The sequence below is a fragment of the Acinetobacter sp. USHLN143 genome, from assembly GCF_037145695.1.
GTDB lineage: Bacteria > Pseudomonadota > Gammaproteobacteria > Pseudomonadales > Moraxellaceae > Acinetobacter > Acinetobacter fasciculus.
Genome location: NZ_JBBCWZ010000066.1, coordinates 1 through 16,445, shown reverse-complemented (window position 1 = coordinate 16,445; position 16,445 = coordinate 1). Strand labels below are relative to the sequence as shown.

Genomic DNA, 16,445 nt, shown 5'->3' with positions numbered 1-16,445 from the left:
GCAGAAGAAATTATTTAGACCAGTTATCAAAAACTTCATTGATGACTTTATTCTCGATAAAAATCATCTGCTACCACAGAGAATCTATAAATAATAGTGCGTAAGTCCTATCAGATTATTTTCTTGTTCTAATTTCATTATCCCCTCCGCATTATCATTATTTTGTAATCATAGCGTTCAGAATTAGTTAACGAAACAGCATAAAGTGACTTTAAACTTGACTAAAAATTCTTAAATCCTGCTCACTTATCAATAACTCTGGCCTGATTCACCTAATGAATCAAACTTTAACAAGATTGCCCTATTTATCTGTACTGACTACTTTTAATGTAATTCATAACAAATAATTTAATAGGGTCAAAACAATGAAAAAATTAACGCTTACTGCTGCGCTAGCAGTTGTTATTGCAGGAGCTTTAACCGCCTGTTCAAAGCCCAATGATAATGAGCCGATGAATAATAATGCTCAATCCAGCCCAGCCATGATGGAGCAAAATAACGCGGATACCAGTATGAACCGTGCTGATAGCGCAGAAACCTCACTAGATTGGGCAGGTGAATATGAAGGTGTTTTTCCTTGTGCTGACTGTGAAGGGATTAAGGTCGAGCTAGATCTCAATCCGGATAAAACCTATGAGCTAAATGAGGAATATTTAGGTAAAGCTGGAAATAATGAGACCGAAACTAAAGGCAGTTTCAGTTTTGACCCTCAAGATCCTTCAATTATCACATTAGATAACAAAGCTGAAAATCGTAAATTCTTTGTCGGTGAAAATTTTATTGAAGCACGCGAGATGAAATCAGGTAAAAAAATTGACAGTAATTTAAATTATAAATTAGTTAAAAAGTCCGCATCATAATTTTGTAAACGCATAAAAAAATCCCCGCTATTGCGGGGATTTTTTTATGAAATGCTCGGATGATGAATTACATCATGCCGCCCATACCGCCCATGCCGCCCATATCAGGCATTGCAGGTTTGTCTTCTGGGATTTCAGTGATCATGCATTCAGTGGTCAGCATCAGGCCAGCAACAGAAGCTGCGTGCTCAAGTGCAGAACGAGTTACTTTAGCAGGGTCAAGAATACCCATTTCCAGCATATCGCCATATTCACCAGTTGCAGCATTATAACCGAAGTTACCTTCGCCATTCTTCACAGCGTTGATCACTACAGAAGGCTCATCACCTGCATTAGATACGATTTGACGAAGCGGTGCTTCAATCGCGCGGCGAAGAATGTTGATACCTACGTTTTGATCATCATTCGCGCCTGTTACGCCTTCAAGTGCAGATGCAGCACGTACCAGTGCAACACCACCACCTGCAACAACACCTTCTTCAACCGCAGCGCGAGTCGCGTGAAGCGCATCGTCTACACGGTCTTTCTTCTCTTTCATTGCAACTTCAGTTGCAGCACCAATTTTGATGACAGCAACACCGCCAGCAAGTTTCGCTACACGCTCTTGAAGTTTTTCTTTGTCGTATTCTGAAGTAGATTCTTCGATCTGTGCACGGATTTGCTGTACACGATCAGCGATTTGGCCAGCGTTACCCGCACCATCTACAATCACAGTATTTTCTTTAGATACAGTCACTTTATGTGCTGTACCCAAGTGATCAAGCGTCGTTTGATCCAACTGCATGCCGATTTCTTCAGAAATCACAGTACCGCCAGTCAAGATCGCGATGTCTTGAAGCATAGCCTTACGACGGTCACCAAAACCAGGTGCTTTCACCGCACATACTTTGATAATACCGCGCATGTTGTTAACAACAAGCGTCGCAAGCGCTTCGCCTTCAACATCTTCAGAAATGATTAAAAGCGGTTTGCCAGTTTTAGCAACAGCTTCAAGTACTGTAATCAATTCACGAATATTGCTGATTTTTTTATCAACAAGAAGAATGAACGGATTTTCAAGTTCTGCTGTTAAAGTATCTTGCTTGTTCGCGAAGTACGGAGAAATATAACCGCGGTCAAACTGCATCCCTTCAACTACGTCAAGCGAATCTTCGAAGCCTGAACCTTCTTCAACCGTGATCACGCCTTCTTTGCCCACTTTTTCCATTGCTTGCGCAATCAGTTGACCTACAGTCGTGTCAGAGTTAGCAGAGATCGAACCTACTTGCTCAATCGCTTTAGAGTCTGATGCCGGTTTTGCTGTTGCCTTGATGTTTTCAACAACAGAACGTACCGCAATATCAATACCGCGTTTCAAGTCCATTGGGTTCATACCCGCTGTTACTGACTTGATGCCTTCGTTCAAGATTGCTTGAGCAAGAACAGTTGCAGTCGTTGTACCATCACCTGCGATATCGTTAGTTTTTGAAGAAACTTCACGAACCAGTTGAGCACCCATGTTCTCAAACTTGTCTTTCAGCGTAATTTCTTTGGCAACAGTGACACCATCTTTAGTGATGTGCGGTGAACCGAAAGAACGGTCGATCACCACGTTACGGCCTTTAGGACCAAGCGTAACTTTTACTGCATCTGCAAGGGTGTTTACACCAGCAATCATTTTTGAACGAGCTGAATCACCAAATTTTACGTCTTTAGCTGACATATTTGACTCCGAATATTGTTGTATCTTTACAAAATCTGATTTGGAATGAATAAAACTTTTTTAGCGCAGATTAAGCTTCTAATACCGCTAAAATGTCAGATTCTTTCATGATTAAAAGCTCTTCGCCGTTTACTTTTACAGTAGTGCCTGCATAAGTACCGAACAATACTTTGTCGCCAACTTTTACGTCTAACGCGCGTACGCCATTATCAGTGATTTGACCATTACCAACTGCAATGATTTCACCTTGAGCAGGTTTCTCAGCAGCCGAACCTGGAAGTAAAATGCCTCCAGCTGTTTTAGTTTCTTCTTCAACACGACGAATAACAACGCGGTCATGTAATGGACGAATGTTGCTCATAAATAACTCCATCAGACTAAGTCTTTTTTAGGTCACTGATGACGACTTAATTATTCCATGGGTCATCATCAAAAATTTTTGATGTCACTTTTATGGAGATGGAATAAAACGCTTCAAGGGCAAAAATGAAAAAAAATTGGTTTTTTTTAACGAATCATAGGTTTTCGTCTATTTATTCAGCAGATCGGCTTTCAACAAAAAGGCTTGCGCCGCTTCGTCGAACAAATATTGAGAAATTTTTCCTGTGGCATCAATCAGATTAAAACTGTTAGGTTCATCTTTATGTAGACGATTTGACGCAGAAGTCCCCGCATGCACATCATATACAGGATGATCCACCCCTAGTCCGAACATCTGATTCAAATCATAAATCGCGGGTTGATGCAGATGCCCATGTAACAGCGCAAACAGACCATGCTCTGCCCAGGCCTCTAAAGCAATTTTGGCCATCAGTGGACTGTCCTTGAAACCGCGCTTATTTTGAAAGGGTACATAAAAAGGCTGATGGCTGACAATGATTTTTAATTTGGACGCAGGCGCCTGCGCCAGCGTCAGGTCAATACGCTGAATCTGCTCAAGGGATAAATGCCCTTTGGTATGATATCGACGTCGGATCGAATTCACCCCAATCAGATAAAAATTTTCAGTTTCAAATATTGGCTCCAATTCACCAAAAAAAATCTGGTAACGGGTAAATGGATTGAAAAGCCGATTCCACAAATGATAGAGCGGAATATCATGATTCCCCGGGATCACCATATAAGGCGTATTGAGCTGATCTAAAAATTTTTTACAGGCAAAAAACTGGCCCAATCGTGCGCGCTGAGTCAGATCACCACTGATGACGACAGCTTCAAGTGGATGGGTCTGACAGAAATGTCGAATCGCGTCTAAACACTCCGGCTTCTCTGTTCCAAAATGCAGATCAGACAGATGCAGGATCATGTGGCACCATTACGCTTAGGCTATCTTTTAATACAGAAATATTGAGTGGCGGGGCCATTTCCACAATTTCCCCGTCAATCGCCACCATCAATTTCTTGGCTCTGGATTCGATTCTGACTTGATCGGCTGCAAAACTATAGACATCTGATGCTTGGTCAATCTTGCCTCGAATCAGCTGATACACTAGCTTAAATAAAGTAAGCTTATCACTTTTAGAAACTATCACTCCCGCCACTTTGCCTTTTTCAGCCGCTTCTGCAATGCGCATTTTCATATCCGCCAGTTGCAAGGGATTATTGCCAAAAAAGATCAGTGGTGTTTTTACCGGATATTTCTTTTGATCCACCCAGATTTTTAGTTTTAATTCTTTACGGTCGCGAATTAAAACATCCAGTGCAGAAGTATAGGCATGTAGCGGTAAGCGACCAAAAATACGATTATAGTCTTCACGTTTTTTAATAAATAAAGGATATAGACCCAAACTGGCATTATTCAGATAAATTTCCTGATTGATCCGAGCAACATTCATACGTTGTGGCTGTCCTGTCGCAATCACTTTTGCCGCTTCAAGTAAATCTAGCGGAATCCCCAATAATCTGGCTACATAGTTAAAAGTCCCTAAAGGCAAAATACCGACAGGAATTTGCGTATTCAACACATGTTTGGCGACTGTATTTAAAGTTCCATCTCCGCCTGCCGCAACGATAATTCCTGACTCGCTAGATGCCAAATGCTGTTCAAGCACCTCAGCCATAATTTTATCAAATTGCTGTGAATCATTGATTTCATAAGCTTTAGTTTGATAACCCTGGGCTGAAAATATATCGATCAGCTGCTCATAAATGCCTTCTGGCCCCTGTATGCGAAAACCAGCTTTATGATTAAAAATTAGCGATAAGGGTTTAGATTGATTAGACATTTTTCGCGCAATTTCATTGAAGCCTATTGGCATTTTGTCCAATTCATAGACAATTAACAGTGGCTTTATGTAAAATTCAAATGGCAACCATTTATTTAATCAATAATGAATATTAGAGGTCTTATAAAATTAAGATAATGATTTTAATATTAATTTTTAAAATAAATACTATCCATAATTTAAATAAATAATATTAATAATTCAAACATTTAGTTTTATCTTGTTGTTTTACTTATATTTATAAATAAAATAGCATTATATTCCAAAAGAAATCTAGCACTTCTTTGGTCTTATTTTTTTTATCATTTTATGCTTTAATACAGCCACTTTTTTTCATACTTCATCTGGGCGATATTTTTTATTGCTCGGATTGTACTTTGTACATCTAATTTGTACACATTTGAGATAGGCCTCACCATGACCCAAGTGAACGCACCAGAATTCGTTCGTCACCCTAAGCTTATTGCTTGGGTGGAAGAGATTGCTAAATTAACAAAACCAGCAAAAATTGAATGGTGTGACGGTAGCGCAGAAGAATATCAACGTTATATCGACTTGATGATCGCTAACGGCACAATGCAAGCGCTGAATCAAGAAACTCATCCTGGTTCTTATCTTGCAAATTCTGATCCTTCTGACGTAGCACGTGTTGAAGATCGTACTTACATCTGCTCTGAAAACAAAGACGATGCTGGCGCGACCAACAACTGGGAAGCACCTGCTGTCATGCGCGAAAAATTGAACGGTTTATTTGACGGTTCAATGGCAGGTCGTACACTTTATGTGGTTCCATTCTCAATGGGTCCATTGGGTTCTCATATCGCTCATATCGGTATCGAGTTAACTGACTCTCCTTACGTTGCAGTAAGCATGTCTAAAATGGCTCGTATGGGTAAAGCTGTTTATGACGTTCTTGGTACTGACGGTGAATACGTTCCTTGCGTACACACTGTAGGTGCTCCGCTTGCGAATGGCGAAAAAGATGTTGCATGGCCTTGCAACAAAGAAAAATACATCGTGCATTACCCAGAAACGCGTGAGATCTGGTCTTATGGTTCTGGTTATGGCGGTAACGCATTGTTGGGTAAAAAATGCCTGGCATTACGTATTGCATCATTCATGGGTCGTCAACAAGGCTGGTTAGCTGAACACATGCTGATCCTTGGCGTGACCAACCCACAAGGTGAAAAACACTACATCGCAGCTGCATTCCCATCTGCATGTGGTAAAACAAACTTCGCTATGCTGATTCCACCAGCAGGCTATGAAGGCTGGAAGATTGAAACTGTAGGTGACGATATTGCCTGGATCAAACCAGGTGAAGACGGTCGCCTATATGCAATCAACCCAGAAGCTGGTTTCTTCGGTGTAGCGCCTGGTACCAATACCAAGACCAACCCGAACTGTATGGCAACCATGCACAAAGACGTGATTTATACAAACGTTGCTGTGACTGACAATGGTGAAGTATGGTGGGAAGGCCTGACTAAAGAAGCGCCTGCCAACCTGACTAACTGGAAAGGCCAACCACACACTGGCGAAGAAAAAGCAGCGCATCCAAATGCTCGTTTCACAGTTGCAGCTGGTCAATGCCCTTCTATTGACGCTGACTGGGAAAATCCAGCTGGTGTGCCAATTTCTGCGTTCATCTTCGGTGGTCGTCGTGCAGACACAGTGCCTCTAATTTCAGAAGCATTTGACTGGGTTGACGGTGTTTACAAAGCTGCGACTATGGGATCTGAAACCACTGCTGCTGCTGTTGGCCAACAAGGTATCGTTCGTCGTGACCCGTTCGCGATGCTGCCATTCGCTGGCTACAACATGGCGGATTACTTCACGCACTGGTTAGAAATGGGTGAGCAAGTGGGTGCGAAAGCTGCTGCTGGCAACAAACTTCCTGGTATCTACAACGTGAACTGGTTCCGTCGTGATGCTGAAGGCAACTTCGTATGGCCTGGTTTCGGTCAAAACATGCGTGTTCTTGAGTGGATTATTGACCGTTGTGAAGGTCGTGCTGATGCTGTTGAAACACCAATCGGCCTAGTTCCTACTTACGAACAGTTGAACTGGACTGGTTCTGACTTCACTAAAGAACAATTTGACCTAGTAACTTCTCAAGACAAAGATCAATGGATCAAAGAACTTGAAAGCCATACTGAATTGTTCGACAAGCTGGGTGAGCGTTTACCGGAAGCGTTAAAAACTCGTCAAGCAGAACTTATTGCTGCGGTTAAATCTGCTTAATTGCTGATTTAATTTAAAAAAGGTCGCATAAGCGGCCTTTTTTATTGGCTGTTTAAACAATTGATCACAATTGACCAGAGCAGCTGCTTAAGCAAAATATGGCATACTTAAGCCAAGACTTCAGGAACTATAAATATGAAAAGAACAACAGTAATTTTGGCTGTGGCTGCAAGCAGTTTTGTACTGAGTGCATGTCAGACCACACCCCATCAATTCAATGGACAAAGTGGCTATGAGATTCTGGAACGTTCAGGCAATACAGCAACCCTGAGCTACACCCTCTCAGGACGACCAAGCCAGGATGAAAATCGCTTGCAAGCCGCTTGCAGACACGTGTTAGGAAATTCCAAAACTTACAATATCCAGATTTTAAGCACCAATGAAATTTCCAATCCAACTGCGGAACAGGAAAACTATGGCCGCCAACTGGGTAATAGCCGCACGCAAATCAGCTTAAGCAACACGCCCGATTTACATAATAGCGAGAACCCGGGTGCACGCGAAGCTTTAGAAGCCCGCCCAACGACCATGCGCGTTATTCGTTATACTTGTTCTTAATATCTGATACTTATAGAAATCAAGACAATCAAAAAGGGCTAACTGCCCTTTTTGATTTTTCAACTTTAAAGTGTTTTATAGAAACTGACATTACGAAATTCTGGTGATTCATCCAGATCTGGCCAAGTCGTTGCACTGCGCTCATCCAGTTTTTCATATTGAGGATGACTAAAGTTTTTTACTCGACTATCTGCAACCCAGACCTCAGGTGCAAATCTTAAAAACTCATCCAGGAAGAAACGGTTACATTGATCATAAAGCACATCTGCGGCTAATAAAATATCCACTTTCTCTGCCTTATATAGGTCATCCAGATATTCAAGCTCGACATCATTTAGCTCTGCATTGGCACGACAGGCATCTAGACTAACTTGATCGATATCACAGCAGATCACACGTTTTGCACCTGCCATTTTCGCCGCAATGGCAACTACGCCCGATCCCGCCCCAAAATCCAAAACTACTTTGTCTTTAACATGATGCGGCTCTGCCAATAGCCACTGCGCCATCGCCAAGCCTGAGGCCCAGCAAAAGATCCAGTATGGTGTATCATTCCAAATGCGACGAATCACCTCATCATCCAGCTTATCTGTTGGGAATACTGGCGGAATCAGCCACAGGGAAATGGGTGTATCCGGCAATTGCTGTGCATGTAGCTCACAGTGTGGAATCACATCATGCAAGGCTTTTAGTAGATGTTCTGGGGCTTGAGGGAGTCGGAAGGTGCAGCTCATTAGATTTCTTTTAATTAGTATTAATGTCTTTGAAGAATCTCCCCTAGCCCCTCTTTAAAAAAGAGGGGGAAACTCCATCCAAAAATAGTGATCAGAGTTCCCTCCTTTGAAAAAGGAGGGTTAGGGAGGATTTGATTAACCTAAAGCTTTTTCAGCAGCTTCAACCGTTTGACGGATTAAAGTGGTAATCGTCATTGGACCTACACCACCCGGAACTGGTGTGTAAGCAGCAGCAATTTCTTCAATGCCAACAAGTTGGATATCACCAACACCACCGCCATCACGTGGATGGAAACCAGCATCAACAACCACTGCACCTTGTTTGATCCAGTCTTTTTGAATTAATTCTGCTTTACCTACCGCACCGACAATGATGTCCGCTTGCTTAACAAAGCTTGCAAGATCTTGAGTACGTGAATGGCAAATGGTTACGGTTGCATTCGCTTCTAGCAGCATCGCAGCCATTGGTTTGCCCAAAATTGCAGAACGACCGACAACCACCGCATGTTTACCCGCGATTTCAATGTTGTTTTCTTTCAGAATCGTCATGATCCCGGCAGGCGTCGCTGAACCATAGGCAGCTTCGCCCATCGCCATACGCCCATAACCCAGGCAAGTGACGCCATCGACGTCTTTTTCAAGTGAGATTGCGTCGAAGCAAGCACGCTCATCGATTTGTGCAGGAACCGGATGCTGAAGCAGAATACCGTGTACATCTGGATTGGCATTTAACTTTTCAATTTCTGCAAGAAGTTGTTCAGTTGTGGTTTCGGTTGGAAGCTCAACTTTTAATGAATCCATACCAACACGGCGACAAGCATTGCCTTTCATACGCACATAAGTTGCAGATGCACCATCGTCACCTACCAAAATCGTCGCAAGAATTGGAGTACGACCTGATTTTGCTTTCAGCGCTTCTACGCGAGTAAACAAGTCAGCTTCAATTTGCTTCGCCAATGCACGACCGTCTAGAACTAATGCCACGGCATTTCTCCCAAGTGTTGATATGAATCAATTTTGCACATTCTACATGAATAATTTAAATATTTTCCGCCAGATGATGTTTTTATGCGCATACAGATGAATACACTATTGTTTTTTTTTCTGAGCTTGCTAATATACGCATCAACAAGACGCGGCGGGGTGGCAGAGTGGTCATGCAGCGGACTGCAACTCCGTGGACGCCGGTTCGATTCCGACCTCCGCCTCCATCTTGTTAAAGCCCGAGTGGTGAAATCGGTAGACACAGGGGATTTAAAATCCCCCGCCCACAAAGCGTGCCAGTTCGAGTCTGGCCTCGGGCACCATTCTTCTACTATAGAAAGATGGTGCAAATAAAGAACCCAGCGAAAGCTGGTTTTTTTATGTCTGTAATTTAGTTAGTCAAAAAATAAGTAAATTAAATTCCCATTTAAAGTGTCATCATTAATCAGGCCCTCCTGCTCTGCTTTCTCAATATCATCCAGCAGAACGTAAATATCCTTGCAAATCCTGTTCCAGTTTCCGCTGAAAATGAATCGGCTCAATAATTTTCACATAGGGCAACCAGTAACGCACCAAAGGCAACAACTGCATTTCGTGACGAATCTGGCAACTGATCACTAACTCTCCAGTCTCGGCTTCCTGCTCGATCTGCTGTTCTGGAAATAAACGGCGCTCTTTAAAAAAGACCGTGACTTCAGGTTGTACCCTGATTAAGACTTGCTGCTTTTGCTGCCCAAACCAGATGCTGTCTTCATCTGCCAGCATTTTCAGTATTTCAGGATCATGCGCAAAGCTCTCCGCCTTAGAAACCAGCTTGAGCTGTTGCACCTGACTTAAGCGATAAGTGCGCAACTTGTCCTGATCTACGCCCACCAGATACCAGATACCATGATGGTGAATCAAGCGATAAGGCTTAATGATTCGCAATTGATCTGAATATTGCAACTCAACCTGCTGACGTTTATAGATTGCGCTTGCAAGCAACTTGAAATGTTCGGCAAACTGTTTGGCATCTTCAAAATAATAGCCTTTTGCCGAAAATACCTGATTTGCCCGCTCATCCAGCAGTTCACGCATAAAAGACATATCCAACGCCGGATACAACTCACTGATCCCCGAAAGCTGGGCAAAAGTCTGGATATCCTGCAATTTAAACCGCCCTAAATAAGAGGGTTCCAGATAATATCGTTTCTGTTCATCTTGAAGTAAGGGTAAGTAAGAGCCTAGACGATCAAAATCACGCTCAATGGTGCGGGTGCTGACCTGAAATTCTGCAGCTAGCTCTGCAGCCCGGAGTTGATATCCGACGTTTAATTTGGTCAAAATTCTGGCTAAACGCTCTGCAAGACGCTCATGTGTTGAAGCTGGGCGCTTCATAAATCCCCACTTAATACATTCTCATGTACTTATTTATCGCTAGATGTTGAATGATTATACTGAATACCGATCAATGAATAATATTAGGACAAAGTCTAAGATATTTTTTTGCATCAGATCTTGACCCTTTATTCACCCTAAAAATACAAGATCTTATTTGGATTTTCTGGATGCTTTCTTGCTTGAATGACGATTTTGTATTGTTAATCTTTCTATATAACGCTCCAGATGCAGCATCGCCCGATACATTTTATGTAACTCTACCCAGCTGATGGTTCCGCGAATAATCATTTTATGAATACGTCGTAATGCTCTTAAACTATGTTTTGAACTATATGCTGTTGAAATAATTTTCATCTTATTTTCCCTCTCACATTCATGTGAATGTTTAACCTTTTGGTCGGAATTATCGATACATGCAATTTACGTGGCATTCCTGACAGGTTGTGTCGAACCGTTAGCATTTTTTAATTTTTATTCAAAATTTTATATATTTATTTGTAATAAGATTTTACTTAAAATTAAAAAAAGCCAGTAAAATTACTGGCTTTTTTTTGAATCACTTATCCCGTATTAAATAATTTCAACCACAACTTTACCCACATGCTCTCCAGTATCCATTGCGGCATGGGCATCCTGAATCTGATCAAATTTAAACGTTTTATAGATCATCGGGAGACATTCGCCTTTCGCCCATAATGGTGCAATCTGCTCTTTGAGACCTTGTGCAATTTCCGCTTTTTCAGCCGTGCTACGTGCACGCATGGTGGAACCGGTAATGGTCAAACGTTTCATCATAATCTGACCGAGTTTGACTTCTTTAGCCTTGGCACCACCCAAGAAAGCGATATAGACCAGACGTCCATCACGGCGCAACAAATTCAAATTACGCTCTAAATATGGTGCACCGACCATATCTAAAATGACATCGACACCACCATTGTCAGTGGCTTCATTAATAACTTGCTCAAAGTCCTGAGTTTTATAGTTAATAGCCGTGGTTAAATCAGAAATCGCTGCAACTTTTTCATCCGAACCGACGGTTGCAAAAGTTTTGATGCCAAGTGATTTACACAACATCAAAGCAGTCGTACCAATCCCGCTCGTTCCACCATGCACCAGTACCGTTTCCCCTGCTTTGGCCTTACCCATCTGGAACACGTTCGCCCATACAGTAAAGAAAGTTTCAGGAATGGCCGCTGCCTGTACAAAACTTACGCCTTCAGGAATATTCAAGGTCTGGCTTTCTGGCACTACGCAATATTCAGCATAACCGCCACCATTGGTCAGGCCACAAACCTTGTCACCGATTTTAAACTGGCTGACATCGCTACCAACCGCAACCACTTCCCCTGCCACTTCCAGACCAGGAACTGGTGTTACCCCTTTAGGCATCGGATATAAGCCTTGACGCTGCAGGATATCTGGACGGTTAATACCAAAGGCATGAACTTTCACCAGAACTTCATCTGCTTTAGGTTCAGGTACAGTCACCATTTCATAAGCGAGTTTATCAACACCACCCGGTTCTGTAATAATGACTTGCTGCATGGTTTGTTGCGACATGATTTCTTTCCCTAATCTATGCATTTCATATATCTTGGACTTATTTGAACATAGTTAGCATGAGGAATGAAGCTACATCGGACTTATGTATAATCGGGGGACTATTCAGGAAATTGATAATAGGCCAACCATGACCCAAGTGATCGAATATAACGAAAACAATTACAGTGATTTTGAGTGGTTTGAAGGTTTTGCCGTGATTCGCTTTTATGCAGACTGGTGCAAGCCCTGTGTTCAGAATTTTCCGATCTTTGCCGAACTGGCGACATACTATGCTGAGGTAAATCCTGAAGTTAAATTTGGCAAGATCAATGTGGATCAGTCTCCGATTTTAACCTTGCGCTATAATGCCTATGGTTTGCCTTCTACGCTTATTTTTAGAAATGGAGAAATTATTAAAAGGATTGCAGGCGTGAAAAGTTTAACTGAAATGAAAGCTATTCTGGCCTTAGTCCTTAATGATTCTTATGAGTAATTATCCATGTAAAGCTAAATCCAACAAAAATATTTCTCTTTAATTAACTACGCCCTTTATATTCCTTTACCATTCGATCACTCACATCTTCCGGATAACACAGCGGCGCATATCCGCCTGCACGATTATAAGCACTACGCTTACCACAACGACTACCATTACGTGCAGTATTATAAGGACACGGACAATTTCCTGGATAATTCTCAATCGACTGCTGGATTATTTTTTGCTTGATTGCTTCAACGCTTTGGCTGCTCTGTTTGGCTTCAGCTCCAAAAGCCACACACAAGCCAGCCAGCAATATTAATTTTTTCATATATTCCCCAAATCTAGGGAGTATTGTATTAATTGACTAGTAAATTGAAAGATCACATTTTGACTAATCGAATGATTTTCATGCAATCAAAATTTAGGCAATAAAAAACCCGCTTTTCAGCGGGTTTCTTCAAATCAGTCCAGTCTTAAAGACGAACCAATTCCACAATCTTCTCAGCAAGTTCTTCAACTGTATCTACGGTTAAAGTCGTGTCTGTACCTTCAGCAGCATCGGTAATCACAACCACACCAGTTTCACGAACCAGTGCAACCTGCTCCGCATTCAAACCTGCTTTAGCAATAGCAACGATCCCTTGCTGAAGCAACAAGCTTTCAAGCGCCTGAGCATTTTCCAAAGCTTTACCAGATACAGTCACCGCAGCAGGTTTTTGACCCAAACGTGCTGCACGTGCTTCTGCAGTGACAGGCTCATCGTGTGCAGACCATTCAACTGATTCTTCCACCATACCCGCACCAATCGTCACGTTATTCAAACGATCGATAAAGATAAACGAACCGGTGAAACGGCTGTCCTGATAACGGTCAAAGACCACTGGTGCATCAAACTCAACAGTCACATTGGCAATTGCATTCAGCTCAAGCTTATCCACCTGAACTTTTTCCAATGTATTGACGTTGGTACGGTAATGAATTGCCGTTACTTTTGCCGGAACGGTTTGTGTACCAATCTTGATGTTGTACAGCTTGCCAATCACCAGCGGTTGATCAGCCATCCACACCACAGTCGCTTGAACTGAACGGGAAATATTTGGAACAGCTTGATCCGCACGAATTAACACGTTACCACGTGAAATATCAATTTCATCGTTGAGTGTTAAAGTCACTGCCTGACCTGCAACGGCATGCTCAAGATTACCATCAAAAGTGACGATTTCTTTCACTGTAGACGACTTACCTGATGGTAATGCCGTTACAGTATCACCAACATTGATATCGCCAAGTGCGATCGTACCGCAGAAACCACGGAAGTCGAGGTTCGGACGGTTCACGTACTGCACAGGGAAACGGAAATCCTGCTTCGCTGAACTACGATTAATTTCTACCGACTCAAGCGTACCCATCAGCGTTTCACCAGTGTACCACGGCGTATTGGCCGACTTGTTCACCACATTATCGCCATTCAATGCAGAAATAGGCGTAAAGATGATATTGCTTGGTTTACGGTCGCCCAATTGTGCAACGAATGCCGCATATTCAGCCTGGATTTCATTGAAACGTGTTTCAGAGAATTCCACCAAGTCCATCTTGTTGATCGCAACAATGATGTTCTTGATACCGAGCAAACTCGCAATAAAGGTATGACGACGCGTCTGGGTTTGCACGCCATAACGCGCATCAATCAAGATGATCGCAAGGTCACACGTCGACGCACCTGTCGCCATGTTACGAGTGTACTGTTCGTGTCCCGGCGTATCCGCGATGATGAACTTACGTTTTTCTGTCGAGAAATAACGATAGGCCACATCAATGGTAATGCCTTGCTCACGCTCTGCTTGTAAACCATCGACCAGAAGCGCCAAGTCAGGTGCATCACCTGTCGTACCGACTTTTTTCGAGTCACGGGTCACAGCCTGTAATTGATCTTCATAAATCAATTTTGAATCATACAGCAGACGACCGATTAACGTCGATTTACCATCGTCCACGTTACCGCAAGTCAGGAAACGTAACAGGTCTTTATTTTCATGTTGTTTCAGATAGCCCAAGATATCTTGGCTGATTAAATCAGATTGATGAGACATCGCTCAAAGCTCCACATATTCTTTAGAAATCGTTTTTCAATCCCTCTAAATCGCCCTTTAGAAAAGGAAGACTTCACTCCGCTTTTTAAGCCCCTCTTTCTCAAAGAGGTGAGCAGCACTGCTGCGCAAGGGAGATTTTAGGGGGGGGAGATTAGAAGTAGCCTTCCTGCTTCTTCTTCTCCATCGAGCCTGCTTCATCATGGTCAATCATACGACCTTGACGCTCAGAACTGGTTGCCAGCAACATTTCCTGAATAATTTCCGGCAAGGTATTGGCTGTAGATTCCACAGCACCTGTTAATGGATAACAACCCAAAGTACGGAAACGTACCGATTTCATTTGTGGAACTTCACCTTCTTTTAAAGGCATACGTTCATCATCAACCATAATAAGTGTTCCACTACGTTCAACCACAGGACGTTCTGCAGCCAAATAAAGTGGTACTAATGGAATACTTTCCAAATAGATGTATTGCCAGATATCCAGCTCAGTCCAGTTAGATAATGGGAATACACGAATACTTTCGCCTTTATTCACTTTACCGTTATAAAGATTCCAAAGTTCTGGACGCTGGTTTTTCGGATCCCAGCGATGTTTCGAATCACGGAATGAATAAACACGTTCTTTCGCACGTGATTTTTCTTCATCACGGCGCGCGCCACCAAAAGCAGCATCAAAACCGTATTTATCCAGAGCCTGTTTTAAGCCCTGAGTTTTCATGATGTCGGTATATTTAGAACTACCGTGGTCGAACGGGTTAATACCTGCTTCAACCCCTTCTTTATTCTGATGCACGATCAAATCGAAACCATGGGTTTTCGCCATGTTGTCCCGGAAAGTGATCATGTCTTTAAACTTCCAGCCTGTATCGACATGTAATAATGGAAATGGAAGTTTTGCTGGGTAGAACGCTTTTAGCGCAAGATGCAGCATGACCGCCGAATCTTTACCAATCGAATACAGCATGACCGGATTTTCAAACTCGGCAGCAACTTCGCGGATGATATGAATACTCTCAGCTTCAAGCTGTTTGAGATGAGTAAGTCTTTCCTCATTTAACGACATGGACAACACCAGCTTAGAAAAACGTGTACTTATGACACTTTTGAAAATTTATATTCATTATAGTGATTTACTTATCCTATCCATTGCTTGTTTTATGATATTGATATATCAAAAGCTCATATAAAAATTCATCAATAATGAATATCAGTTTTTATGAATCAATAATTTGCCCAATTCAAGCGAGGATATTGTGTGGTATAGCTATATATTACCCTGTCGCTAAGCCAATAAAATCCTAGGAAAATAATCTAAAGTAGTGGTTCTCAAATAGTTAAAAAATTACTAGAGTAAGACTCAATTCTCCCTATTGATATACTTCGTTTATGCCCTATAGCGCTTTTGATCTTGCCACTGTAAAAACCCGTCTGGAACAGGCCCAGCTTGCTAGTTATATTTATCAGCACCAGCAAAATATTTTGGTCTTGCAAGAACCTTTCAGTGATGATGGCAAGCCTTTAAATATCTGGTGGTGTTTCAAAAAGTATGCTGGCGTTAAACAAATCCGTTATTAAGGTAAAAGAAAGTCAAATCAAAGGCTTTAAAATGATTTTCGAGCTTTTTAGAAAAGTTGCAACT

At 42.2% G+C, this 16,445-nt stretch carries 17 protein-coding genes, 2 tRNA genes and 1 pseudogene; 7 read left to right on the top strand and 13 right to left on the bottom strand.

The window, feature by feature from the left end; genetic code table 11:
• Positions 1-365: 365 nt before the first annotated feature.
• Complete coding sequence (locus WFH18_RS13875) at positions 366-860, top strand: copper resistance protein NlpE (RefSeq protein WP_005262338.1); 495 nt, start codon at positions 366-368, stop codon at positions 858-860.
• 67 nt (positions 861-927) lie between these two features.
• Here the strand turns inward: WFH18_RS13875 and groL are convergent, their stop codons facing one another.
• The 4 genes from groL to WFH18_RS13855 all read right to left on the bottom strand — a co-directional run bounded on the left by groL (position 928) and on the right by WFH18_RS13855 (position 4,787).
• Entirely contained in the window at positions 928-2,562 is a 1,635-nt protein-coding gene (groL, locus tag WFH18_RS13870) for a chaperonin GroEL (protein ID WP_121980355.1), read from the bottom strand.
• Between the two features lie 70 nt (positions 2,563-2,632).
• Entirely contained in the window at positions 2,633-2,923 is a 291-nt protein-coding gene (locus WFH18_RS13865) for a co-chaperone GroES (RefSeq protein WP_004646315.1), read from the bottom strand.
• 168 nt (positions 2,924-3,091) lie between these two features.
• A complete protein-coding gene (locus WFH18_RS13860) occupies positions 3,092-3,868 on the bottom strand; it encodes a metallophosphoesterase family protein (protein ID WP_005262340.1) in 777 nt (258 codons plus the stop codon).
• Positions 3,849-4,787 carry a diacylglycerol/lipid kinase family protein gene (locus WFH18_RS13855; RefSeq protein WP_034439262.1) on the bottom strand — a complete coding sequence of 313 codons (939 nt, stop codon included), beginning with the start codon at positions 4,785-4,787 and terminating at the stop codon, positions 3,849-3,851. Before WFH18_RS13855 ends, WFH18_RS13860 begins: the two co-directional genes overlap by 20 nt.
• Positions 4,788-5,204: 417 nt before the next feature.
• Between WFH18_RS13855 and WFH18_RS13850 the strand changes: the two genes are divergently transcribed.
• Together WFH18_RS13850 and WFH18_RS13845 are read left to right on the top strand one after the other, a co-directional pair.
• Positions 5,205-7,031 carry a phosphoenolpyruvate carboxykinase (GTP) gene (locus WFH18_RS13850; RefSeq protein WP_336755069.1) on the top strand — a complete coding sequence of 609 codons (1,827 nt, stop codon included), beginning with the start codon at positions 5,205-5,207 and terminating at the stop codon, positions 7,029-7,031.
• Positions 7,032-7,166: 135 nt separating this feature from the next.
• On the top strand, positions 7,167-7,589 hold the full coding sequence (locus tag WFH18_RS13845; RefSeq protein ID WP_005262346.1) for a hypothetical protein: 423 nt from the start codon (positions 7,167-7,169) through the stop codon (positions 7,587-7,589).
• Positions 7,590-7,654: 65 nt separating this feature from the next.
• Here WFH18_RS13845 and WFH18_RS13840 read toward each other — a convergent pair whose 3' ends face one another.
• Together WFH18_RS13840 and folD are read right to left on the bottom strand one after the other, a co-directional pair.
• Positions 7,655-8,323, bottom strand: a complete 669-nt coding sequence (locus WFH18_RS13840) for a class I SAM-dependent methyltransferase (protein ID WP_005262348.1) — start codon at positions 8,321-8,323, stop codon at positions 7,655-7,657.
• Positions 8,324-8,458: 135 nt separating this feature from the next.
• Positions 8,459-9,307: a bifunctional methylenetetrahydrofolate dehydrogenase/methenyltetrahydrofolate cyclohydrolase FolD gene (folD, locus tag WFH18_RS13835; protein ID WP_121980157.1), complete on the bottom strand. Its 849-nt coding sequence runs from the start codon at positions 9,305-9,307 to the stop codon at positions 8,459-8,461.
• A 153-nt stretch (positions 9,308-9,460) separates the two neighbouring features.
• On the opposite strand from folD, the gene WFH18_RS13830 reads away from it, so the two are divergent.
• Positions 9,461-9,534 (top strand) — tRNA-Cys (locus WFH18_RS13830).
• A 10-nt stretch (positions 9,535-9,544) separates the two neighbouring features.
• Positions 9,545-9,630, top strand: a tRNA-Leu gene (locus tag WFH18_RS13825).
• 151 nt (positions 9,631-9,781) lie between these two features.
• Here the strand turns inward: WFH18_RS13825 and WFH18_RS13820 are convergent.
• The 3 genes from WFH18_RS13820 to WFH18_RS13810 all read right to left on the bottom strand — a co-directional run bounded on the left by WFH18_RS13820 (position 9,782) and on the right by WFH18_RS13810 (position 12,250).
• Positions 9,782-10,684 (bottom strand): helix-turn-helix transcriptional regulator, encoded by a 903-nt coding sequence (locus WFH18_RS13820; RefSeq protein WP_121980158.1) that lies wholly within the window; start codon positions 10,682-10,684, stop codon positions 9,782-9,784.
• 153 nt (positions 10,685-10,837) lie between these two features.
• On the bottom strand, positions 10,838-11,041 hold the full coding sequence (locus WFH18_RS13815) for a hypothetical protein (RefSeq protein ID WP_004646307.1): 204 nt from the start codon (positions 11,039-11,041) through the stop codon (positions 10,838-10,840).
• 216 nt (positions 11,042-11,257) lie between these two features.
• Positions 11,258-12,250: an NAD(P)H-quinone oxidoreductase gene (locus WFH18_RS13810; protein ID WP_121980159.1), complete on the bottom strand. Its 993-nt coding sequence runs from the start codon at positions 12,248-12,250 to the stop codon at positions 11,258-11,260.
• A gap of 130 nt (positions 12,251-12,380) precedes the next feature.
• On the opposite strand from WFH18_RS13810, the gene WFH18_RS13805 reads away from it, so the two are divergent.
• On the top strand, positions 12,381-12,725 hold the full coding sequence (locus WFH18_RS13805) for a thioredoxin family protein (RefSeq protein WP_005107508.1): 345 nt from the start codon (positions 12,381-12,383) through the stop codon (positions 12,723-12,725).
• 43 nt (positions 12,726-12,768) lie between these two features.
• Here WFH18_RS13805 and WFH18_RS13800 read toward each other — a convergent pair whose 3' ends face one another.
• From WFH18_RS13800 to cysD, 3 genes are all read right to left on the bottom strand, one after another.
• Positions 12,769-13,041 carry a hypothetical protein gene (locus WFH18_RS13800; protein ID WP_044111600.1) on the bottom strand — a complete coding sequence of 91 codons (273 nt, stop codon included), beginning with the start codon at positions 13,039-13,041 and terminating at the stop codon, positions 12,769-12,771.
• Between the two features lie 145 nt (positions 13,042-13,186).
• The gene (cysN, locus tag WFH18_RS13795) at positions 13,187-14,803 is read right to left on the bottom strand and encodes a sulfate adenylyltransferase subunit CysN (RefSeq protein ID WP_121980160.1); all 1,617 of its coding nucleotides are present in this window, start codon (positions 14,801-14,803) and stop codon (positions 13,187-13,189) included.
• Positions 14,804-14,954: 151 nt separating this feature from the next.
• A complete protein-coding gene (cysD, locus tag WFH18_RS13790; protein WP_004730252.1) occupies positions 14,955-15,869 on the bottom strand; it encodes a sulfate adenylyltransferase subunit CysD in 915 nt (304 codons plus the stop codon).
• 323 nt (positions 15,870-16,192) lie between these two features.
• Here cysD and WFH18_RS13785 point away from each other — a divergent pair, with 323 nt between their 5' ends.
• Positions 16,193-16,381 (top strand): hypothetical protein, encoded by a 189-nt coding sequence (locus tag WFH18_RS13785; RefSeq protein WP_336755072.1) that lies wholly within the window; start codon positions 16,193-16,195, stop codon positions 16,379-16,381.
• On the opposite strand, the pseudogene WFH18_RS13780 reads toward WFH18_RS13785, so the two are convergent.
• Positions 16,362-16,445 (bottom strand): annotated as a pseudogene (locus WFH18_RS13780) (IS1 family transposase); the annotation flags it as partial. The gene WFH18_RS13785 and the pseudogene WFH18_RS13780 sit on opposite strands and share 20 nt — an antisense overlap.